Origin of the sequence: Aurantimonas sp. A2-1-M11 (assembly GCF_036549475.1) — a bacterium.
GTDB lineage: Bacteria > Pseudomonadota > Alphaproteobacteria > Rhizobiales > Rhizobiaceae > Aurantimonas.
The window spans coordinates 123,898-143,974 of sequence record NZ_JAZHLI010000001.1 but is presented as its reverse complement, the minus strand read 5'-3'; the positions used below and the strand labels follow the sequence as shown (position 1 = coordinate 143,974).

20 protein-coding genes are annotated in these 20,077 nt (G+C 66.7%); 6 read left to right on the top strand and 14 right to left on the bottom strand.

The features are described 5' to 3' along the window. Nucleotides 1–182: 182 nt before the first annotated feature. The 9 genes from VQ042_RS00685 to VQ042_RS00645 all read right to left on the bottom strand — a co-directional run bounded on the left by VQ042_RS00685 (nt 183) and on the right by VQ042_RS00645 (nt 9,338). On the bottom strand, nt 183–371 hold the full coding sequence (locus VQ042_RS00685; RefSeq protein WP_331814461.1) for a hypothetical protein: 189 nt from the start codon (nt 369–371) through the stop codon (nt 183–185). Beyond that, nucleotides 368–1,111 carry a hypothetical protein gene (locus tag VQ042_RS00680; RefSeq protein ID WP_331814460.1) on the bottom strand — a complete coding sequence of 248 codons (744 nt, stop codon included), beginning with the start codon at nt 1,109–1,111 and terminating at the stop codon, nt 368–370. Before VQ042_RS00680 ends, VQ042_RS00685 begins: the two co-directional genes overlap by 4 nt. Nucleotides 1,112–1,116: 5 nt before the next feature. Beyond that, nucleotides 1,117–2,181, bottom strand: a complete 1,065-nt coding sequence (locus VQ042_RS00675) for a formate dehydrogenase subunit gamma (protein ID WP_331814459.1) — start codon at nt 2,179–2,181, stop codon at nt 1,117–1,119. A 10-nt stretch (nt 2,182–2,191) separates the two neighbouring features. Next, nucleotides 2,192–2,788: a formate dehydrogenase FDH3 subunit beta gene (gene fdh3B / locus VQ042_RS00670; protein WP_331814458.1), complete on the bottom strand. Its 597-nt coding sequence runs from the start codon at nt 2,786–2,788 to the stop codon at nt 2,192–2,194. Nucleotides 2,789–2,803: 15 nt separating this feature from the next. After that, nucleotides 2,804–5,740, bottom strand: coding sequence for a formate dehydrogenase subunit alpha (locus VQ042_RS00665; protein ID WP_331814457.1), 2,937 nt, complete (start codon nt 5,738–5,740; stop codon nt 2,804–2,806). Nucleotides 5,741–5,748: 8 nt separating this feature from the next. Beyond that, the gene (locus VQ042_RS00660; RefSeq protein WP_331814455.1) at nt 5,749–5,973 is read right to left on the bottom strand and encodes a formate dehydrogenase; all 225 of its coding nucleotides are present in this window, start codon (nt 5,971–5,973) and stop codon (nt 5,749–5,751) included. A gap of 56 nt (nt 5,974–6,029) precedes the next feature. After that, entirely contained in the window at nt 6,030–6,662 is a 633-nt protein-coding gene (locus VQ042_RS00655; protein ID WP_331814454.1) for a TorD/DmsD family molecular chaperone, read from the bottom strand. Between the two features lie 111 nt (nt 6,663–6,773). Continuing rightward, nucleotides 6,774–7,514 carry a DUF3306 domain-containing protein gene (locus VQ042_RS00650; protein ID WP_331814453.1) on the bottom strand — a complete coding sequence of 247 codons (741 nt, stop codon included), beginning with the start codon at nt 7,512–7,514 and terminating at the stop codon, nt 6,774–6,776. 90 nt (nt 7,515–7,604) lie between these two features. Continuing rightward, the gene (locus VQ042_RS00645) at nt 7,605–9,338 is read right to left on the bottom strand and encodes a 4Fe-4S dicluster domain-containing protein (protein ID WP_331814451.1); all 1,734 of its coding nucleotides are present in this window, start codon (nt 9,336–9,338) and stop codon (nt 7,605–7,607) included. Nucleotides 9,339–9,457: 119 nt separating this feature from the next. Here VQ042_RS00645 and VQ042_RS00640 point away from each other — a divergent pair, with 119 nt between their 5' ends. The 6 genes from VQ042_RS00640 to VQ042_RS00615 all read left to right on the top strand — a co-directional run bounded on the left by VQ042_RS00640 (nt 9,458) and on the right by VQ042_RS00615 (nt 12,938). After that, nucleotides 9,458–10,171, top strand: a complete 714-nt coding sequence (locus VQ042_RS00640) for a biotin/lipoate--protein ligase family protein (RefSeq protein ID WP_331814449.1) — start codon at nt 9,458–9,460, stop codon at nt 10,169–10,171. Then, nucleotides 10,162–10,707: a DUF6505 family protein gene (locus VQ042_RS00635; protein ID WP_331814544.1), complete on the top strand. Its 546-nt coding sequence runs from the start codon at nt 10,162–10,164 to the stop codon at nt 10,705–10,707. Before VQ042_RS00640 ends, VQ042_RS00635 begins: the two co-directional genes overlap by 10 nt. A gap of 22 nt (nt 10,708–10,729) precedes the next feature. Further along, nucleotides 10,730–11,740, top strand: coding sequence for a DUF6352 family protein (locus VQ042_RS00630; protein ID WP_331814447.1), 1,011 nt, complete (start codon nt 10,730–10,732; stop codon nt 11,738–11,740). After that, entirely contained in the window at nt 11,737–12,192 is a 456-nt protein-coding gene (locus VQ042_RS00625; RefSeq protein WP_331814445.1) for a DUF3305 domain-containing protein, read from the top strand. The genes VQ042_RS00630 and VQ042_RS00625 overlap by 4 nt, the downstream gene beginning before the upstream one ends. 71 nt (nt 12,193–12,263) lie before the next feature. Then, the gene (locus VQ042_RS00620) at nt 12,264–12,431 is read left to right on the top strand and encodes an HWE histidine kinase domain-containing protein (protein WP_331814543.1); all 168 of its coding nucleotides are present in this window, start codon (nt 12,264–12,266) and stop codon (nt 12,429–12,431) included. Between the two features lie 87 nt (nt 12,432–12,518). After that, nucleotides 12,519–12,938, top strand: coding sequence for a hypothetical protein (locus VQ042_RS00615; protein WP_331814547.1), 420 nt, complete (start codon nt 12,519–12,521; stop codon nt 12,936–12,938). Between the two features lie 295 nt (nt 12,939–13,233). On the opposite strand, the gene VQ042_RS00610 is transcribed toward VQ042_RS00615, so the two are convergent. From VQ042_RS00610 to VQ042_RS00590, 5 genes are all read right to left on the bottom strand, one after another. Further along, the gene (locus VQ042_RS00610; RefSeq protein WP_331814443.1) at nt 13,234–14,163 is read right to left on the bottom strand and encodes a 3-keto-5-aminohexanoate cleavage protein; all 930 of its coding nucleotides are present in this window, start codon (nt 14,161–14,163) and stop codon (nt 13,234–13,236) included. 11 nt (nt 14,164–14,174) lie between these two features. Then, entirely contained in the window at nt 14,175–15,122 is a 948-nt protein-coding gene (locus VQ042_RS00605) for a 3-hydroxyacyl-CoA dehydrogenase (protein ID WP_331814441.1), read from the bottom strand. An 18-nt stretch (nt 15,123–15,140) separates the two neighbouring features. Then, nucleotides 15,141–17,660 (bottom strand): branched-chain amino acid ABC transporter ATP-binding protein/permease, encoded by a 2,520-nt coding sequence (locus tag VQ042_RS00600; protein ID WP_331814439.1) that lies wholly within the window; start codon nt 17,658–17,660, stop codon nt 15,141–15,143. Between the two features lie 9 nt (nt 17,661–17,669). Then, nucleotides 17,670–18,548 carry a branched-chain amino acid ABC transporter permease gene (locus VQ042_RS00595; protein ID WP_331814437.1) on the bottom strand — a complete coding sequence of 293 codons (879 nt, stop codon included), beginning with the start codon at nt 18,546–18,548 and terminating at the stop codon, nt 17,670–17,672. A gap of 104 nt (nt 18,549–18,652) precedes the next feature. Beyond that, nucleotides 18,653–19,912 (bottom strand): ABC transporter substrate-binding protein, encoded by a 1,260-nt coding sequence (locus VQ042_RS00590; RefSeq protein WP_331814435.1) that lies wholly within the window; start codon nt 19,910–19,912, stop codon nt 18,653–18,655. Nucleotides 19,913–20,077 lie beyond the last annotated feature (165 nt).

Below are 20,077 nucleotides of genomic sequence, written 5' to 3'. Positions count from 1 at the left end.
TGGAGGCCCGACACTGTTTCGGGCTGTTGCTTCCCCACTGCAAGGGTCGATGCGCAACTGGCCGAGGCGCCTGCAGTGCAGCTCAATGGCGACCTGATGGGCTACACCCAGTATCGCCCGTTTGGGGTCGGCCGACGTGGCGGCTCAGCACTTGTACTGCGCCCGCGCCGCAAGCTGACAGGCTAGAGTTGCTCCTGTTCCCTCACGGCTTCGTCCCATTCGGGTCCCACCAGATTGTGGCCGGGATTGCCGACACGGACACTGTCCGTCGCGTAGGCTTCGAATGCAGGAACCTGTGCCAGCGGGATCACGAGCGCGGCAACCACGCCGATCACGACTGCTATGACCAGACCGAAGAGGATCGCCTTCAACGCGCTTCTCCTACTGCGGGTTCGGGAGCCTGGCGTCCCGATTGCTGGTGATACCGCAGGTCGAGCGCGGCCAGGGCTATGAGTTCAGGCGGCATTTCGATGCCGGCCCGCCGCATTCGCCGTATTTCGCTGTGGCATTTTGCGAGGTCATTCGCCTCCGCCATCGCCCGCCCTTCGGCGAGCGTCACGTCCGGCCGCTTCTCGGTCGTTTCGGTCGGGGAGGGGATCGGCGCGCTAAGCCCCGATGTCTGCGGAGCGTTGTCGGCGTTGCCGGACGTGTCTGCCGGCGCGTTGCTGTCGACGGGCGCCTCTACGGCGGCCCCAGCTTGGTTCGACGCATCCTGGGCCGAGCCCTCATCGCCGCCCGACTCGTCGGCGGCCTGCACAGGCTGCTCGCCATCATTCGCCTGCTGTCCGGCGGCAGCCTGCGTTGTCTCGGGCTGACCTGACGGCTGGCTGTCGGAGCCGGCCTGAGCCGCGGCTGGCTGGCCGTTGGATCCTGCCGTGCCCTCGGCGGGTTCCGGCGAAGGGGTGAGAAACGCAACCAGTTCGCCACAGATGTTGGCCGGGCCGCCACTCGACGCGGTCTGTTCCGGTACGTCCGGGCGAACAACGCCAGCAGGGGCGGCGGCGGCGGCCGGCGGCTGTGCGCCACCGGCATCCGGCGTGACGGATGTCTGCGCCAGGGAGGCGGTCGACAGGATGGTGGCGGCGAAGAGAACGAAATGTGCGATGCGCATTGTCTTCACTCCGCCGGGGCCGTTTGCGGGGCCGGCTGCGGACCCTTGGCCGTCTTGGCCTCTTCTTCTTCCACCCAGAGGCTGTGATGCGCCCGAGCCCAGGCCAGATCCACCTCGCCGCTGCCCATGGCATCGTAGGCGCCTTCCATGCCCAGCGAGCCGATGTAGATATGGGCGATGATGATGGCGATCAGCACGACGCCGACGGTCGCGTGGACATACTGGGCGATCTGCATGCCGTTGATGTCCACCACCGAGAACGGAAAGAGCATCACCAGGCCGCTGATCGACAGCGCAAGGCCGCCCAAGGTGACCGACCAGAAGATCATCTTCTGACCGGCATTGAACCGATGGGCGGGCGGATGGCGATCGCCGACGAAGCCGCCGAGCTCGCGGATCCAGCGGATGTCGGTGCGGCTCGGGATGTTGTCCTTGATCCAGACGACGATCATGAAGACGAGGCCGAGCATGAACGCCCAGGCAATGAAGTTGTGGACGTATTTCGCCCAGTAGCTCCAGGTGGCGAAGGCGTCCGCCCCGATCAGCGGGAACAGCAGCCGCTTGCCGAAGATATAGTTGAGGCCGGTGACTGCCAGAAGGATGAAGGCGGTCGCGGTCATCCAGTGGTTCAGCCGTTCGAAGAAGCCGAAGCGCAGCAGCTTGCGGCCGACCTCCGGGCTGTCCTCGATCATGATGCGGCCACGCGAGAAATAGAACGCGGCCAGAGCCAGAACCACGCCAATGATGGCGATGGCGCCGATCCAGGGCAGCCAAGCCTCGTGGAAGCTCCGGTATTCCCGGCCCTGCGGCTGCTCGAGCACGGCGGCCTTGCTGTCGGGGATGCTGACCCGGCCGTTGATCTGGCCACCCTGCAGCGCCTGCATCAGCTCCTGCTCGGTGGGCACCTCGGCGGTGGGGTTCTGGCCACTCGGATCGGTCTGGACGCCATCTGTGGGTGCCACCTCCGTCTGCGGCGCCAGATTGTCCTCGCCCTGCTGGGCGTGAACCGGCGTCGCCAGCATGGCGAGTGCCAGACCGCCGGCGGCGAAGAAGGTTCGCAGCGTCTTCATCGTCGCCTCCTCAGGCCTCGATCGATTCACGATAGGCCGTCTGCCAGCCCCACGCACCGGTGCCGTAGCCGCGCTTGGCGACCCGCTCCTTGTAGATCGTGGCGATGATGTCGCCGTCGCCCGCGAGCAGCGACTTGGTGGAGCACATCTCGGCACACATCGGCAGCTTGCCCTCGGCGATGCGGTTGTTGCCGTATTTGGCATACTCCGCTTCCGAATTGTCGGCCTCCGGACCGCCGGCGCAGTAGGTGCATTTGTCCATCTTGCCGCGCGAGCCGAAATTGCCGACCCGCGGATATTGCGGGGCGCCGAACGGACAGGCGTAGAAGCAGTAGCCGCAACCGATGCACAGATCCTTGGAATGCAGGACGACGCCGTCATCGGTGGTGAAGAAGCAGTCGACCGGGCACACCGCCGCGCAGGGCGCGTCGGTGCAGTGCATGCAGGCCATCGAGACCGAGCGCTCGCCCGGCTTGCCGTCGTTGAGCGTCACCACGCGCCGTCGGTTGATGCCCCACGGCACGTCATGCTCGTTCTTGCATGCCGTCACGCACGCGTTGCACTCGATGCAGCGATCGGAATCGCAGAGAAATTTCAGCCGCGCCATTGTCTGTCGCTCCTCTTATGCCGCTGCGATCTGGCACAGAACGACCTTGGTCTCCTGCATGCCGGTCACCGGGTCAAAACCGTATGTCGTGATCGTGTTGACGGACTCGCCCAGAACGATCGGATCGGTGCCTGGCGGATAGCTCGACCGCAGGTCCTCGCCCTGGTAGTGGCCCGAGAAGTGGAAGGGCATGAAGGCCACGCCCGGCGCGACGCGCTCGGTCACCAGTGCCTTCACCCGCGTCCGCGCATCGTTCTCCGCGCCGGACACCCAGACGAACTGTCCGTCCTGCACGCCCCGCGCCGTGGCGTCGGCCGGATTGATCTCCACGAACATCTCCTGCTGCAGCTCCGCCAGCCAGCGGTTGGACCGTGTCTCCTCGCCGCCGCCCTCGTATTCCACCAGGCGACCCGAGGTGAGGATGATCGGAAAGCGCGCGGCGACATTCTGCTCGATCGCTGCCTGCTGCACCGAGAAGCCGATGTTCGGGATGCGGAACTGCCGCTCGTCCGGACGGGTGGGGTACTGCGCCACCAGATCCGGGCGTGACGAATAGATCGGCTCGCGATGCACCGGCACCGGATCGGGCAGGTTCCAGGCGAGCACCCGGGCCTTGCCGTTGCCGTAATGCATGACGCCGTGATCCATGCAGACGCGCTGGATACCACCGGACAGGTCCGTCGCCCAGCTGACCGCATCGACCTTGTCGCCGCCGACCCTCTGGATCGTCGCCAGCTCCTGCGGCCGCAGATCGCCGTCCCAGCCGAGCTTGCGCAGGATGCCGTAATTGAACTCCGGATAGCCGTCGGTCAGCCAGGAGCCCTCGGAGTAGGAATCCTCGGCCAGCAACGTCTCGCCGTTCCGCTCGACGCCGAAGCGCGCCCGGAAGGTGCCGCCGCCTTCCCACACCGACACGTCGGTGCGGTAGAGGATCGGCGAACCCGGATGCTTCATCTCGGGGGTACCCCAGCACGGCCACGGCAGGCCGTAATATTCGCCGCCCACCTCCGGGGTGTCGTCGGGCGCCCGCAGCGTCACCAGATCGAATTTGTCCTGATGGCGCATATGCGCCTGGAGCCGCTCCGGCGACTGGCCGCAATAGCCGGTGGAAAAGCCACCGCGATTGATCTCGCGCAGGATGTCCTCGGCCGAGACGTTGCCGTTCGCCGTGGAGATGTTCTTGAACATCCGGTCGGCGAAGCCGAGCTTGACCGCGAAATCGTGGATCACGGCGTAATCGTCACGGGACTCGAAGACCGGTTCGACGATCTTCTCGCCCCATTGCAGCGAACGGTTCGATGCGGTGCGCGAGCCGTCGGTCTCGAGCGAGGTGGCGATCGGCAGCAAGTAGGTGCCGTTGCGCCGGCCCTTGATGGCGCCGAAGGTGGTGGCGTGCGGATCGGCGACGACCAGGAGTTCCAGCTTCTCCAGCGCCTGCAGCATCTCGGGCATGCGGGTGACGGTGTTGCCGCCATGGCCCATGATGAACATGCCGCGCAAGGCCGAACGCTGGTCGATCTCCTCCTCGGGCATGTTGACCGCATCGAACCACCGGGTCGAGGTGATCCCCGGCGTCTCCATGTTGTCCTTGCGCGAACGGGGCTCGCGGCCGCCCTTGGCGGGCACCTCGTCGAAGCGGCTCTGCAGCCACTCATATTCGACTTCCCAGACGCGCGACCAGTGTTTCCAGCCGCCTTCCGTCAACCCGTAATAGAGCGGCAGCGAGGTCACATCGAGGCCGAGATCGGTCGCGCCCTGCACGTTGGTGTGGCCGCGGAAGATGTTGGCGCCGGTGCCCGGCTTGCCGACATTGCCGGTGGCCAGACACAAGGTGCAGTAGGCCCGCACATTGGCCGTGCCGACCGTGTGCTGGGTCGCGCCCATGCACCAGATCAGCGTCGACGGACGCTCCTGCGAGAACAGGTAGGCGACGCGCTTCAGTTGTTCACCGGAGACGCCGGAGACCCGCTCGACCTCGTCCGGCGTCCATTTGGCGACCTCCTTGCGGACCTCATCCATCCCGTAGACGCGGGTGCGGATGAACTCCTTGTCCTCCCAGCCATTCTCGAAGACGTGCCACAGGATGCCCCAGATGACCGGGATGTCGGTGCCGGCGCGCAGCCGCAGATATTCCGTGCCGTGGGCCGCGGTGCGGGTGAAGCGCGGATCGATGACGATCAGGTTGGCGCGGTTAAGTTCCTTGCCGGCCAGGACGTGCTGCATGGCGACCGGATGCGCCTCCGCCGGATTGCCACCCATGATGATCATGGTCTTGGCGTTGCGGATGTCGTTGTAGGAATTGGTCTGGGCGCCGTAGCCCCAGGTGTTGGCGACACCCGCCACCGTCGTGGAATGGCAGATGCGGGCCTGGTGATCCACCGAATTGGTGCCCCACATGGCGCCGAACTTGCGGAACAGATAGGCACCCTCGTTGGTGAACTTCGCCGAGCCGAGAAGATACATGGCGTCGGCGCCGGAGCTCTCGCGGATCTCCAGCATCTTGTCGCCGATCTCGTTGATCGCCTGCTCCCAGGACAGACGCTGCCATTCGCCGTCGACCAGCTTGAGCGGATATTTCAGCCGCCGGTCGCCATGCACGACCTCGCGGATCGCGGCGCCCTTGGCGCAATGGGTGCCGCGGTTGATCGGGCTGGCCCAGCTGGGCTCCTGGCCGGTCCAGACGCCGTTCTGCACCTCGGCGGTGACCGTGCAGCCGACCGAGCAGTGGGTGCAGATGTTCTTCTTGATCACGATCGGCACGCCAGGCATGGGGGCAGCGACGGCTTCGGCCTTGCGCACCGAACCGGGCATCAGCGTGCCGAAAGCGGCAAGCCCGCCGACGGCAAGACCCGAATGCTTCAGGAAGGCGCGGCGATCGAGCCCCGACGGACGGGCGGTCGATACGGAAGAGCAGAATTGACCGGGCTGACCGGCCTTGCGTTTGGTGAGCATGGTCGCCCTCAATTGTCCTGCAGCGTTTCGTATCCGTTGGTCCGGTAGAACGCCTGAACGTCCGGGCTGTCGGGCTGGTATTTGGTTCGGGTCTCGTCGTCGCCGGGATCGTAGGCCGCGGCGTCATCGACGAAGGCGGGCGCCGTCACGGCAACCGCTGTCATCGCGCCGGCGGCGCCCGTCGCCTTGCGAAGGAAAGCACGTCGATTGAGATCAGGCTTGTCCGTCGCCATGGTCGTCTCCTTGTTCCTGACGGCTCGCATGCCGTGCAAATCGTCGCCGGGTGGTCTCATGCGACCAGCGCCTGCGATTCTGTCTCGATGCTCATGAAATTGCGGCCCACACTGCCGACACGGCGGTAGAAATCGGCCGATCCGGCGGTTTCGAGATCCGCAAAGAAGCGGGGCATCCACGGCTCGACGTGCCGGGTGAAGAACCGCCGCACGTCCGCCTCGGACGCTTCGAAGCGCCCGTCGATCAGGCCGGCCATGATTTCGCACAGGACGCCGACATGGTCCTCGAGCTCGACGAGGTCCTCGGCCCGTTCGATGCCCAGCTCTGCCAGATCCTGCCGCAGGCGCGCCAAGGGCTTTTCCCGCAGAAAGCCGGTTAGATAGTAGGAGCCGTACGGCATCAGTTCGCCCCGGCCGACGCCGATGAACAGGCGGAAATACTCGCGCTCCAGCCGCACCGGATCGGCGCGCTGCGCCGCTTGCGCCAGCTCGGCATGGCTGCGGCCGAGGGGACTTGCGTCACCGGTCAGGCCGGCTACCAGCGCCAGTGTCTCGGCAGTGGGTACCCTGGTGGTGAGGACGGCCAGCAGACCATAATGCTCGGCGCGGTGCGTATCGAGAGGATCGGCCGGCGCGCGCGGCTTCGGCGCAACGTCGCGAAGGGTGGTTTCGGCAGGCCTGTCCGTCATCGTGCCGCTTTCATGCGCGTCGCATTACCTGCTGATTTTCAACGCGAACCTAGATGGTTGCAGCACCGGTTCAAGTCTTTTTTGAACCATTCCAATCTGTTGACGCCTATCCTAATCCGGCAGGGCTCCGCCATGGCGTCTCGGCCGTCTTTGCGGGGGTTCCGCCATCGCGTCCGATGCCGTTTCGATCGTTCGTTCCGCAGGGCTGGCGTGTGCGGGCGCGGCGGGTTCAAGCGATTGTGTAGGCGGATGGGCAGCGCGCGCCGTCGCAACCTCGTCCGCTGCGGTGTCACGCCTCTCCGGTTCGCCGTGTGACCCGTGAGCGGTCGGCAATGGATCGGCCTCGGCGGCCGGCTCACCCGAACCTGCGGCCGGCGCCTTCTCCCGACGGAAGATGTCCCGCACCATCTGCTTGACGTCGGTGGTGGCCGAGAGCGGTCCGGAGACCGGCACGCCGCCCGGCACGTTCCAGTCCCACGCATAGTCGCGAGCATCGCCCACATAATCGCGGATCGCCGGGTCCAGTGACCACAGCCGGCGCATCGCCCGGTTGCGCAGCGAGGCCGGAACGCCCTTGCGCAGGAAGGCGGTGACGTCGGAGGTCGCGGTCAGGGCATCGGGATCGGGCAGGGCAGCCAGCTCTTCTGGGGTGATGGGCGTGTCGGCGGTCGCAACCGGGGCGTCGCCTGAAGGCGCGGGGGCGCCGGGGACATCCGATGCCGGCGCCTCCGGATCGGCTTTCTGCCCCATGTCGCGGGTCTGGCGCTCGCTGTCGGCCCTGCGGTCGGCGTCCGCCGCTTCGTCCAGTTCGCGCTTGCGGCGCGACCAACGCGAGAAGAATTCGTTGCTCAAGCCTGCCGCCCTTGCCTTGTCATCTATCGTCCCGGTTTGCCGGGTTTTGAACTAGCTGCGGGAGCCGGCCCGTCGAGGGTTGCTGAATCGTCAGTTTCGACGCGTACCGGGGTCCGCCGGGGCGTCGTAGTCTTCGGCCACGCGCGGCTTCGGACGGGCCGTTCCGGCATAAGGGTCGATCCCCTCGTTCAGCACCGCTTCCACCCGGCAGTCCTCGCACATGCGGATCGCGTCGAGGCGACGGGCATTGTCGCCGGCAAACATCCAGTGCTTGCCTTCCAGCTTGGCGACGATCCGCTCGATGGTGCTCCTGGCACCGAACGGCTTGGCGCAGCGGATGCAGCAGAAGGGCTCTTCTTCCTTCAGGATCCGGCGCGGCCCGTTCCAGGCGGCGAAGTCGAGTTCGGGCTGGAGCGTGACCACCCGTTCCGGGCAGGTCGCCTCACACAGGCCGCACTGGACGCAGGCGCCGTGGGAGAAGCTGAGCAGCGGACGCTCCTCGCTGGCCGACAGCGCCCCGGTGGGGCAGGCGGTCACGCAGGCATGGCAGAGCGTGCAGCCGTCGGCCTCGACATGGACGCTGCCGAAAGGTGCGCCGGAAGGCAGCGCGATGCGCTCCACCTGTGCCGGGGCGACCTGATGCAACATGCGCAGGCTCGTCTCCAGCAGATCCCGCTTGCTGCCCACCGGTGCGAAGCTGGCCGGCTGGGGTGCCGGGCGGCCCAGCGGCAACGCGGCCAGGCCCGCCAGCACCTCGTGCGGCGTGTCGGCATGCAGGATCTGGCAGCAATCCTCGCCATAGCCCAGTGCCGCGGTGAAGGCACCCGCCAGCTCCACGGTCCCGGACAGGGTGGCAATGCCGTTCTTCGGCGCGACGCGGGCAAGGATCCCGACGCTCGACGCGCCATAGGCGAATGCCGCCGCCAGGCTCTCCAGCCCGATCTGCTTGATCTCGTTGACCGCTATGGGCAGGACATGGGCTGGCAATGCGGGACCGATCGCGTCGAGCAGCGGCTGGCCGACATAGCCGTCATGGAACAGGATGACGGCGTCGCGGCCACCCTCGGCGCGATAGCGCGTCAGGAGCGTGCGCAGCCGGTCGAGCTGCATGTCGACGCCGGGCAGCGTGTAGGCGGCGGCGCCGGTTGGGCAGACCGCCGCGCAATTGCCGCAGCCGGCACAGACATAGGGATCGATCGTCACGTGGTCCCCCGCCGGGGCGATCGCCTGCATGGCGCAGGCGTCGAGACACCGGGTGCAGCCGGTGATGGATGATCGCGAATGGACGCAGAGTTCCTTGCGAAAGGCGATGTATTGCGGCTTCTCGAACTCGCCCACCAGATCCGCCGCCTCGGCGATCGCCGCGTCGAGTGCTGCCAGGTCGCTCGGATCGGCCTTCAGATAGCCGTCGCGCGCTTCATGCGCTGGAAACATCGGTGGGCTGGCAGAGCACAGGTCCAGCAGCACGTCGCAACGCGACACGGCGCCGTCGCGGGGCAGCGCCATGCCGTCCGGGGCCAAATAGCCGTCCACCACCGCCTGATAGGCGCCGAAATGCCCGGACGCCGAAGCGATCCGGCCGCGTGCCACCGGGAAGGGCAGGTCGGCGGGGACCGGCGTCAGTTCACCATCGTCCAGCAGCACGGTCACGTTCAGCGCGTCCGCCAGCCGGACGCCGGCCTCGACCGCCGCCGGTCCGTCGCCATAGACGAGGATGGTGCCATCGCTCACCAGGGACAGCAGCGGCGGTCGCGCCGGAGGCAGGGCGGCGAGCGCCGCCTCGGCGATGTCCCGGGGGGCGGCCCGGGCTGCTGTATCGGTCACGATGGATGCAATCCTTCGGGCGTGCTCAAGCGGTCGAAGCAGCCGGTTGTGTCACCGTCCACCCATCGCGTAGAACGATTTTAAACTGGCGCAAGTCAATAGGATCACGTGGTTTTTTCATGTCGTCGCCATCCATCGCCCGGCTGGACCTGCCGCCGCCCTACAGTCTCGTCAGCCTGCGCGAAGCCGGCAATGCCATGGCCCACGCGCAATCGCTGGCAGCCCGTTCCGGCGCCGGCACGCTGGTCTGGGCGCGGCGCTTCCACGTGGCCGAATTCGCGCTGGTACTGGAGCCCGAGGAGCCGCTGCAGGCGGCCCGCCGGGTCATCCATGCCGCCGGCAACGCCATCGTCCTCGCGCTTGCGGTCCATGCCCCGGCGCAGCACGGCGTCACCATCGACTGGCCCGACACGGTCCGCGTCGACGGGGCGCTGGTCGGCGGCCTCGAATTGTCCTGGCCCAGCGATACGGCGGAGGACGATGTGCCGCACTGGCTGGTGCTCGGCTGCACCATCCGCACCGTCGTCATGCGCGCCGGCGAACCAGGATTGCGGCGGCTTCTCGGCGGGCTGGACGAGCAGGGCTTCGACGAACTCGATCCGGCCACTGTCGTCGAGGGCTTCGCACGCTACTTCCTGCGCGAGATGGACACATGGCAGGAGCAGGGCTTTGCCGGGGTGCGCGCGCGCTGGCTCGCCCACGCGCCGGATACGGCGGACACCGCGCTGCTGGACAATGGCGACACCCTGCGCGATGGGGAGCGCCGGTCGCTTGCCACGGCCCTGACGGCGCCATCCTGGCGCGATCCGGCAACGGGGGAACCCTGGCTTTGAAACTGCCACGCACGATCCGCATGGATCCGTCCGACGAGTTCGTCTTCGCAGAGGCGGCCGAACCCGGCGAATGGGCAGTCAGTGGCACCTTCCGTTTCTGGAACCGCGACGTCGCGTCGTTGGCGGGCAAGGAGCGCCAGGCGTTCAGGGGCGGACTTCTGGGCGTTACGAGCTTCGGCTGGTCGACACTTGTCGTGGTGAGCGAGGCGAGCGAGGCAGAACGCGAATTCGTGGTGGAGACCCTGGCGGCGCAGCTGGTGAAACATCTCGGCGCGCCGGATGTCGCCACCGCGCGGCCGGCCGCGGAAGAGGAAGTGGCGTTTGCCGCGTCACTCTGCGACCACCCGGTGAACACCATGCTGGCGGTGCAGCGCAGCGTCGAGAATGGCGACATCCGCGAGCGCTTCCGCACCCTGCATCGGCGCGAGGGTGCCATCGATCATTCCCGGGCCTTCGGCTTCGTCGAGATCGACGACGATGACGACGCCTATGCCGAGCATCTGGACATCCGTTCCCTCGGCAGGTCGCAGCCATGACGCCCGGCTCTGGAGACATGACATGAGCGAGTTCTGGGTATCGTCGGGGCACCAGCTTCTCGACCGCAACGAATCCGGCCATCTGATCGTGACCGACGAATTCCTGAAGGCCTATTTCGCCCGGCCGGAACTGGTGCCGCCGCCGGAGGCCTGTGCGGTGGAGCGGGCGCTGCATGCCAGTCTGCTGGCCGATCCGCGGCGACCCGTCACACAAGCCGAGATCGCCGCGCTGGACGACGCGGATGCCCGCGAGAACTGGCAGGTGATGCTGGCCTTCCGCGACCGGCTGCGGGCGGCGCCCACCCTGGAAGCGGCCTATCTGCAGCTGGTGCGCGGGGACATGTCCGGCACGCCGCATCTCTTTCTCAACCAGCTGGCGCAGGTGGTCCTGCGCAATGCCCTCGATGGCTGCGAGGACCCGTTCGTGCTGCGTTCGGCAGAGCTGTTCTTCCGGCCGCAGCGGGCCAGCGTACATGACGGCGCCCTGCTTCTGGCCGATGCCGAAATCGTCGAAATGCAGGAGCAGGATCGCCACAAGTCGCCGCTGCTGGCGATGTTCGCAGAGCCCGCGGTCGCCGAACTCGACGTGCTCGATGCCGAGAACGCCGCCTCCTATTTCCACCGCGACGAAGCCTTCGAGCTGGTACTGAGCTTCGCTTCGGGCCCTGCCTCCCGCGCCGGCCTCGCCGAGGCGATCGAGCGTTGGATAGACCATCTCCTCGCCGTGCGGGTGCAGGTGACGCCGGTGGCGCGGGTCGATGACGACGACTGGGCCTGGTTCGTCGGCCTCGACGCCGAAGCCAGCCGGATCGGCAACAGCGTCTGGCGCGGCGACGAGGTGGCCACGGCAGACCTGGAGCGGATCATCGGCATCTTCTCCCTGACCTTCACCGATTCCGCCGAGGCGCTCCCCGCAATCGGCGCCCGTCCGGTCTGGCTGTTCCTCGCCCTCCCGCCGGATGGCGTGGTGCGGATGAAGCCGCAGAACCTGATTGCCGGCCTGCCGCTGCGCTCGCCGGCGGAGGTCGCGTGAGCACGGACCGGCCGACCTTTCGCGTCGGCGTCCTCGTCGAGCGCCGGCCGTCGAAGAGCCCCTGGATCGACCATGCCTGGCGGGTCGCGGCGATCATCCCCGAAGCGGTGGGCACGGACCCCGGCCATGTCCTGGGCGGCGAGGGCGACGCCGTGATCCTTTATGCCGGTGCGCGGGCCGTCGAGTTCCACCGGGGCGAGACCGGCAATTATCGCGACAACCTGACCTCGGGGCGCCCCGGCCTCTGGGTGACGCTGGCGCTGAGCGACGAGGAACCGGGCATCCGGCTCGTCTCGGTGACCGCCGACCCGGCCGAAGGCGAGTCGCTGACCGAGATCGGCGACCTGATGGTGGAGGTCGCGCCGATGCCGCCGGAGATCGCCGAGCGGCTGGCGCAGTTCGTGGAAGCCCACCATGTCGAGCGGGTATTCACCAAGCGCAAGCGGACCTGACCCGGGCAAGGTCAGCACTGTCGCCGCTCGGTCGACCGTCTCCCGAAGCGTCTGTTGATTCAGACGCGTAGATAGTCGAAGCACCCTGCAGGAAGGCCCGGGTCAAGAACACACTGGCCATGGTCAACGCGCTGGCCAAGCAGCCGCTGCGCCGCGCGGCGAACGTGCAGGACGGGCTGGCGGCCTTCTCCGCGCGGCTGATCGCGCTTCAGGGGCGCCAAGGCCGGCGTCGTCGGTGAAGCCGGTCCGGTTGGCGAAGCCGGCCACTGCACGACCTGCGCTGCCGGAAGGCCCTAACCCAGCTATGATTGCGGGCGAACGCCGCGTTGGGCGGGGCCGTCGCGGACGGGGCCAAGGCACGGTTGGAAGCCGAGTGGAAGGACTTTCAGGCCGAGACCGAGAAATACCTCGAGACATTCGGCAAGGGGATCGAGCACCAGCAGGCTGTGTTCCAAAGCCAGGTCACAGCGCAATTGAATGCGTGGCGTGACACCGCAGACAAGCTGAATGCAGCCGGGAAAGAATTCGCCATCGAGCGCCGGCGGGAAATCGATGCGACCGTCGCCCGCATGAAGGACGATGCGGCCGCCGCGGAGAAGAAACTGCAGGACGTCGCCCGGGCGGGAAACGAGTCCTGGTCAGCCCTCAACGCCGCCTTGGCGGAGACGCGCGCCACCTTCGATCGGGCCCATCAGGCCGCGCGGGAGGCGTTCCATCGAGCCACCAGTAGCAGTTCGACCCAGTAACCGTACTGCGATCGTGTGGCGGACGTTTAAGGAGCACTCCGTCGGCGTGCGAAAGCTCGCAGGCCCCTGAAGCAACCGGGAGCGTCGCGGCACGCGCAGCGCCGCGACAAAAGTTGCCGATAGCCTCCGTCATCGCCCTGACGAAGTGGGCCTGGCTCATTGCCAGCTTGAGGTCTCGGCATACCGGATCATTGTCCGGTAGCCTGCGCATAGCGCGCGGCAGCGGCAAGCCGCAGGGCGAAGCCGTCCTGAGGCTTGCCGCTGTCTTGCCCGCGTATCGCCGCCAGCCGGCGCGTCAGATGTCGACCTTGTCGCCGCCCTTCAGCTCCAGGATGCCGCGGGCTTCGTCGGGGGTTGCGACTTCGAGGCCGAGCCCTTCGATGATCGAGCGTGCGAGGCGCACCTGGTCGGCATTCGAGGTCGCGAGCTTTCCGGCTCCGGCCCACAGGGAATCCTCGAGACCGACGCGGATGTTGCCGCCCATGGATGCGGCCTGGGCCGCGATCGCCAGCTGATGGCGTCCCGCGCCGAGAACCGACCAGCGATACTGGTCGCCGAACAGCCGGTCGGCGGTGCGCTTCATGTGCATGACGTCTTCCGGATGCGGCCCGATGCCGCCGAGCAGGCCGAAGACCGACTGGACGAACAAAGGTGGCTTGACGAGCCCCCGTTCCAGGAAGTGCTTCAGATTGTAGAGATGGCCGATATCGTAGCACTCGAACTCGAAGCGCGTGCCGTTGTCGTAGCAGGTGTCGAGAATGTACTCGATGTCCTTGAAGGTGTTGCGGAACACGAGGTCCTTCGTATTGGCCAGATGCTCCTTTTCCCAGGGGTGCTTAAACTCCTTGTACTTGTCGAGGAGGTGGAAGAGGCCGAAATTCATCGATCCCATATTGAGCGAGGCAACTTCCGGCTTGAATCGGGCGGCCGGGCGCACGCGCTCCTCGACCTTCATGTAGGGGCTGCCGCCGGAGGTGATGTTGATGACGGCGTTGGTCTGCTGCTTGATGCGCGGCAGGAAGCGCTCGAAGGCCTCGATCGTCTGGTCGGGCTGCCCGGTCTCGGGATTGCGCGCGTGCAGGTGCAGGATCGCGGCGCCGGCCTCCGCGGCCGCGACGGCGTCGGCGACGATCTGGTCCGGCGTGATCGGCAGATGCGGCGACATTGTCGGCGTGTGGATCGCGCCCGTCACGGCGCAGGTGATGACGACTTTGCGTGGGGCCATGTCGGTCTCCTTCAGGAATTCGTGTCGTGGTCGCTCTGGCGCTTGTGCGCCGCGAGCGCCATCAGGCGTCGGTCGCGCCATGCCTGGCGGTCGCCAAGCTGGTCGGCGGGCAATCGGGCGCGGCGGTCGGCCTCGATGGTGTCGAGCACCGGTCCGGTCCAGTCGACCCGGCGCTGCTGGGACGGCCCGATCGTCTGGTAGATGCCCTTGTAGCGCTGGACGTAGTCGCGCACGCCCTGCGGCGCATTGAGATCGATCGTCTCGAACGGCCCCATGAAGCTCCAGCGAAGGGCCAGTCCCTCGCGGATGCCGATGTCCACGTCCTCGGGCGAGGCGTAGCCGTCACTGACCAGCCGGAATGCCTCGTCGAGGAGCGCGCCCTGCATGCGGTTCATGACGAAGCCGTCGATCTCGTTCTTCATCACGATGGGCGACTGCCCGGCGTCGCGCATCAGCGTCGCGGTCCGCTGGCTCGCCTCGGCACTTGTCCAGGGTGACGGGACGATCTCGACGGCCGGCACGAGGTACGGCGGATTGATCGGATGGGCGACCAGGCAGCGCTCGCGGGTCTTCAGATGCTCGCTGAAAGCCGATGGCAGGATCGCCGAGGTCGAGGAGGCCAGGATCGTGTCCGGGCCGGCGAGGCGTTCGAGTTCGGAAAACACCCCGCGCTTGATCTCCAGGTTCTCCGGCGTGTTCTCCTGGACGTGGGTGGCACCGTCGAGCGCCTCGGCCAGCGATGCGGCGATCGCGATGCGGCCGAGGACGTCGTCGGGCTGGTCGCCGCCGAGAAGGTCGAATTCGGCCAGCGAGGGCAGCACGCTGGCGATGTACTGCCTGGCGGCGGCCGGCGCACCGTCCTCGCGGTCGTAGAGCGCGACCTCGTATCCGCCGCGGGCGAAGGTGATCGCCCAGGCACGTCCGATCAGTCCGGACCCGATGACTGCAATCTTGGTCAAGCGATCTTCCTCTTCAGATCAAAGCCAGAGCACTTCGCGGCGCAGGTCCAGATCCCGCGCCAGCGGCCGGGCAGCGCCCTCGTGGACGACGCTGCCGCGTTCGAGGACCGTGACACGGTCGGCGAGATTCAGCACCAGATCCAGATGATGGTCGACGATGAGGATCGACACCTCGGTGCGCAACCGGTCGAAGGCGTTGAACAATTCCTCGGTGATGGCCGGGGACAGGCCCTCGAAGGGCTCGTCCAGCAGCAGAAGCCGGGTATCGCCCACGAGCGCCCGGGCGACCGCCACCATCTGCTGCTCGCCGCCGGACAGACGGTCGGCGTCGATGTCCAGTCGCTCCGCCAGGCGCGGGAAGAATTCCAGCACGCGCTCCTCGCTCCAGTGCTGGCCGGCACCGGTGAGACGTTTCAGGCGGCCGAGCTCGAGGTTCTGGCGCACCGTCATGCCGGAGAACAGGCCGCGGCCCTGCGGCACGTAGCCGACGCCCCGCCGTGCGATCTCGGCGGAGGGCAGGCCTGAGATCGGTTCGCCGGCGAGCGCGGCCGATCCCGACGCGGGCGGCGCGATGCCGATCAGCGTCTTCAGGAGCGTCGTCTTGCCGGCGCCGTTGCGGCCGAGCAGCGCGACGATCTCGCCCTGATGGACCTCCAGCGAGACGTCGCTGAGGATCTGGCTCTTGCCATAGAAGGTGTCGATGTTCTGCATCGACAGCAGCACCTCCGGCCGGGCGGCCGAGGCAAGATCGCGGGCAGCCAGCGCCGCGACGCCGGACCCGATGTAGATGTCCTGGACGCGCTTGTCGTTGCGCGTCTCCTCGACCGTCCCGTCGACCAGCACTTCGCCGCCGTTCATGACGGTCACCGCGTCGGCCATGTCGAAGACCCGGTCGATGTCGTGTTCCACCAGAAGCACCGGGATTTCGTCGGCGATCTTGCGGATCAGATTGCCGATGCGTTCGCGCTCGGCTGCTGCCAGACCCGCCAGCGGTTCGTCGAGGAGCAGGATCCGGGGCTTGGAGGAGATGGCAAGACCCATGTCCAGGACCCGCTGGCCGCCATAGGAGAGGGCCCCGGCCTCTGCATTTTCCATGCCGCGCACCCCCAGGAAGCGGGCGATGTCGGCGGTTTCGGCATTGATGCGCGCGATCGAGCCGGCCTCGATCCAGGGGTTGAAGCGGCTCTTGTGGGTCGCCTGGACACCGAGGCGCAGGTTTTCGCCGACGCTGAGCGTGGGAAACAGATTGGTGATCTGGAACGAGCGCGCCAGTCCCCGCTGGCAGACGGCTTCGGGCGGCAGCCCCGCAATGTTCTCGCCTCCCAGCATCACAGTGCCCCGGTTCGGCGCCGCCATGCCGGAGATCAGGTTGAAGGCGCTGGTCTTGCCGGCGCCGTTCGGACCGATGAGTGCGTGCAGCGTGCGCCTGCGCACCGAGAAGCTGGCGTCCTTCACCGCCTGGACAGAGCCGTAGTTCTTGGCGAGCGAGTGCACGTCGAGCAGCGTGTCGCGGCTGTCGTCGGCCGGGCGCAGGAAGTCGGGCAGGGGTTCGGCTTCGGCGATGGACCGGTTGGCCATGGCGCCGGCCGTCGTGCGCTTCGGCAGGAACGGGGAGAGCAACCGCCCCGCGACGCCGACGAGGCCGGTCGGCGAAAACATGATGAAGCCGACGAACAGGAGACCGAAATAGAACAGCCAGTCGCCGGTCCATTGCGACAGGAATTCGCGGAACAGGACGTAGAAGAGAGCGCCCAGCGCCGGGCCGAGGAAGCTGCGCGAGCCGCCGATCAGCACCATTGCGAGGAGTTCGCCGGAAAAAGCCGGTGACAGGGGATCGGCAGAGGCGAAGCGGTGATGGAAGACGAAGAGGGTTCCGGCGAGCCCGGTGACCGTCGCCGAGACCACGAAGCAGATCAGCTTGTATGTGGGCGTCGCATAGCCGAGGAACCGCGCCCGCTCCTCGTTTTCGCGGATCGCGACGAGGACCGTGCCGATCGGCGAGCGCACGAAGCGCTGGATGGCGAAGATCAGGACGAAGACCACGATCGCGGCCAGCACGTAGTAGCTGGCGCTGGTCGTCGTCGCGATGCCGAACGGCGACGGTCGCGCAATGCCGCCGAGGCCGTTCTCGCCGCCGGTGACCTCCGTCCAGCGGAAGGCGATGGCGTAGAACAGTGCGGTCAAGGCGAGAGTCAGCAGGGAGAAATAGACGCCGGTGCGGCGCAGGATGAGAAAGCCCAGCACCAGCGACAGCGCCGCCACGACCAGGATCGCGAAAATCACAGGCAGCAGCATCTGCCCGGGAAACCAGTGCAGATGCGCCAGGGCCGCGGCATAGATGCCGAGCCCGAACCACAGGCCGTTGCCGAAGGAGATCAGGCCCGTGTAGCCGAACAGCAGATTGAGGGCGAGCGCCGCCGTCGCGAGGACGATCACGTCGATGGCCGAGTCGATCGTCAGGCCGATCGCCTGCATGAAGAACGGCAGCACGACGAGCGCGACGGCAGCGATGGCGATGTTGAGATATCTGGACAGCATGAGACCCGCCTACTCGAACCGTGCGATCCGCTCGCCGAACAGGCCGCGTGGCCGGAAGAGCAGGACGAGGAGCATGAGGAGATACATCGAGGCTTCGGCAGCCGGCGGATAGAAATAGACGGTCAGCCCGCGCACGACGCCGACGAGAAGGGCGGCGAAGATCACGCCCCAGAACGAGCCCAGCCCACCGATGACGACCACGACGAAGGCCGGGATCAGGACCTCCGCGCCCATGGCGGGATGGACGCCGGTGATCGGTGCCATCATCGCGCCGGCCAGGCCCGCAAGGCCGAGACCGAGGGCGGCGACGATCGTGAGATAGGGCTTGAGCGAGATGCCCAGCGCGCCGACCATGTCCGGTGCCTGGATGCCGGCCCGCACGATCCGGCCGAAGGGGGTGCGCTGCAGGAGCCACCAGAGTCCGGCGACGGCGAGCGTCGCCACCAGGAGGATGGCGAAGCGATAGCGCGAATAGATGAAGTCGCCGATGAGGATCTGGCCGCGGAAGAATTCCGGGATCGAGAAGGGTCTCGGCGTTGCGCCGAAGATCATCCGCAGTGACTGCTCGATCACCATGGCAAGGCCGAAGGTCAGCAGCAGGCTGAGCGCCGGATCGGCTTTGTAGAACGGTCGCAGGAACACCCGCTCGACGCCGACCCCGATGACGGCCACCAGGAGTGGCGCCGCTGCGAAGGCCGGGTAGCCGATCATGTCGAACAGCAGGACGACCAGATAGGCGCCGATCGCGTAGAAGCCGCCATGGGCCAGATTGACGATCCCGCCGAGCGAGAAGATCAGCGACAGGCCAAGGGCGATCAGCAGATAATTGACCCCGACGAACAGGCCGTTGACGACCTGCTCGATGATGAAGATGAACTCGAGCGGCACGGGGGCGACCCCTTCAGGACGATCGGAAACGGGAAGCGAACAGCTTTGCGGACGGTGCCCCGCGCGGCATCAGGCGATGCGGCGCGGGGATATCCGGGCCGACCTCAGGCTGCGCTGAGGGTGCAGGCGTTCTCTTCCTCGGTCGGCGCGATCGCCTCCAGATCATCGCCTTCGCCGGGCACGGCATTGCCGAGCAGCATCAGGTCCCATTCGTCTTCCAGCTCGTCCAGCGGCTTGGCCGTCATGGTGTACATCTCCTGGATCAGCTGGTGGTCCCGCTTGCGGAAATAGCCCTGCCGCGCCTTGAGGATGTCGAGCTTCGGCTCGTCGTCGAAATATTCGATCAGCGCTTCTGCATCGGTTGCCTTGGTGGCCGTCATGGCCTGCGCCACGAGCTTCGTCGCCAAATAGTCACCCCAAGCCTGGTTCTCGGGTGGCTTGCCGTATTTCTCGGTGAAGGCCGCAACGAATACCTTCGCGCCCGGCGCGGTCAGGTTGTGGTGCCAGACCACCGGCCATTCGCCGCCGAAATTGCCCTTGCCGGCGCCCCAGGCGACGGCCGTGTCGAAGCCGAAGCCGCCATACGGGAAGTCGAGTCCGTATTCGGTGTACTGCTTGACGAAATTGGTGATCTGGTTGCCGGCGAGATTGGAGATGATCAGGTCCGGCTCCGCCTGGCGGATCTTCAGGATGTAGGCGCTGAAGTCGGTGGAATCGGTCGGGACCAGGTCTTCCCAGGCGACGTTGCCGCCATTGGCCTCGATGTATTTCTTGCCGACCCGCGACAGGTCCTGGCCGTAGGCGTAGTCGGCCGTCAGGAAGTAGATCTTCTTGCCGTCGACGAGGCCGTCGCGCAGGAACGCCGATCCGACGCCCTTCACATACTGCGAATTGCACGCCTCCACATGATACATGAAGCGGCTGCAGTCGCTGCCGCGCAGGGCGTCGGAATTGCACCCGGTATTGAAGAACAGCTTGCTGTTGCGCTCGACCACCTGGGCGATCGCCAGGCCCGAGGCCGAGCTTATCTCGCCGATGATGCAGGCGACGTTGTCCCGCTTGATGTAGCGCTCGGCCTTGGTCGAGGCGGTCGCCGGGTTGACGCTGTCCTCCATGAGGAGCTCGACCTGCCGACCGTTGATGCCGCCGTCGGCATTGAGCTGTTCCACCGCCAGCTGGACGCCGAGCTGGGCATATTCGCCGAGCGGTCCGAGAAAGCCGGTAAGCGGGGTCAGATGACCGATCTTCACGGTCTCGCTCTGGGCACGAGCGACGTAGGGGGCGCCGAGACCTGCAAGCAGCGCCGTCGTGCCGATGCCTTTGATGAGCTGCCTGCGATCGGGCCGAATGATCGAATGAGCCATGCCGTTTCCTCCGGTGGATTCGCCGTGAGCGCGGCTGTTGCTGTGCCGGTGAGCTCCTCCCGAGCTGCCTGCACGTCGCCTCACGCCGCGATTATTGTCATCTGTGATCACATATGTCAAAGCTGTTCAAATACTCCGTCGTTGCCATATCCGATGCAACGAAGC

What these genes read in the sequence shown, in the direction of transcription:
- VQ042_RS00680 (WP_331814460.1), bottom strand. Translation starts at nt 1,111, where the DNA reads ATGCGCATCGCACATTTCGTTCTCTTCGCCGCCACCATCCTGTCGACC.
- VQ042_RS00675 (WP_331814459.1), bottom strand. Translation starts at nt 2,181, where the DNA reads ATGAAGACGCTGCGAACCTTCTTCGCCGCCGGCGGTCTGGCACTCGCC.
- fdh3B (WP_331814458.1), bottom strand. Translation starts at nt 2,788, where the DNA reads ATGGCGCGGCTGAAATTTCTCTGCGATTCCGATCGCTGCATCGAGTGC.
- VQ042_RS00665 (WP_331814457.1), bottom strand. Translation starts at nt 5,740, where the DNA reads ATGCTCACCAAACGCAAGGCCGGTCAGCCCGGTCAATTCTGCTCTTCC.
- VQ042_RS00660 (WP_331814455.1), bottom strand. Translation starts at nt 5,973, where the DNA reads ATGGCGACGGACAAGCCTGATCTCAATCGACGTGCTTTCCTTCGCAAG.
- VQ042_RS00655 (WP_331814454.1), bottom strand. Translation starts at nt 6,662, where the DNA reads ATGACGGACAGGCCTGCCGAAACCACCCTTCGCGACGTTGCGCCGAAG.
- VQ042_RS00640 (WP_331814449.1), top strand. Translation starts at nt 9,458, where the DNA reads ATGTCGTCGCCATCCATCGCCCGGCTGGACCTGCCGCCGCCCTACAGT.
- VQ042_RS00630 (WP_331814447.1), top strand. Translation starts at nt 10,730, where the DNA reads ATGAGCGAGTTCTGGGTATCGTCGGGGCACCAGCTTCTCGACCGCAAC.
- VQ042_RS00610 (WP_331814443.1), bottom strand. Translation starts at nt 14,163, where the DNA reads ATGGCCCCACGCAAAGTCGTCATCACCTGCGCCGTGACGGGCGCGATC.
- VQ042_RS00600 (WP_331814439.1), bottom strand. Translation starts at nt 17,660, where the DNA reads ATGCTGTCCAGATATCTCAACATCGCCATCGCTGCCGTCGCGCTCGTC.
- VQ042_RS00590 (WP_331814435.1), bottom strand. Translation starts at nt 19,912, where the DNA reads ATGGCTCATTCGATCATTCGGCCCGATCGCAGGCAGCTCATCAAAGGC.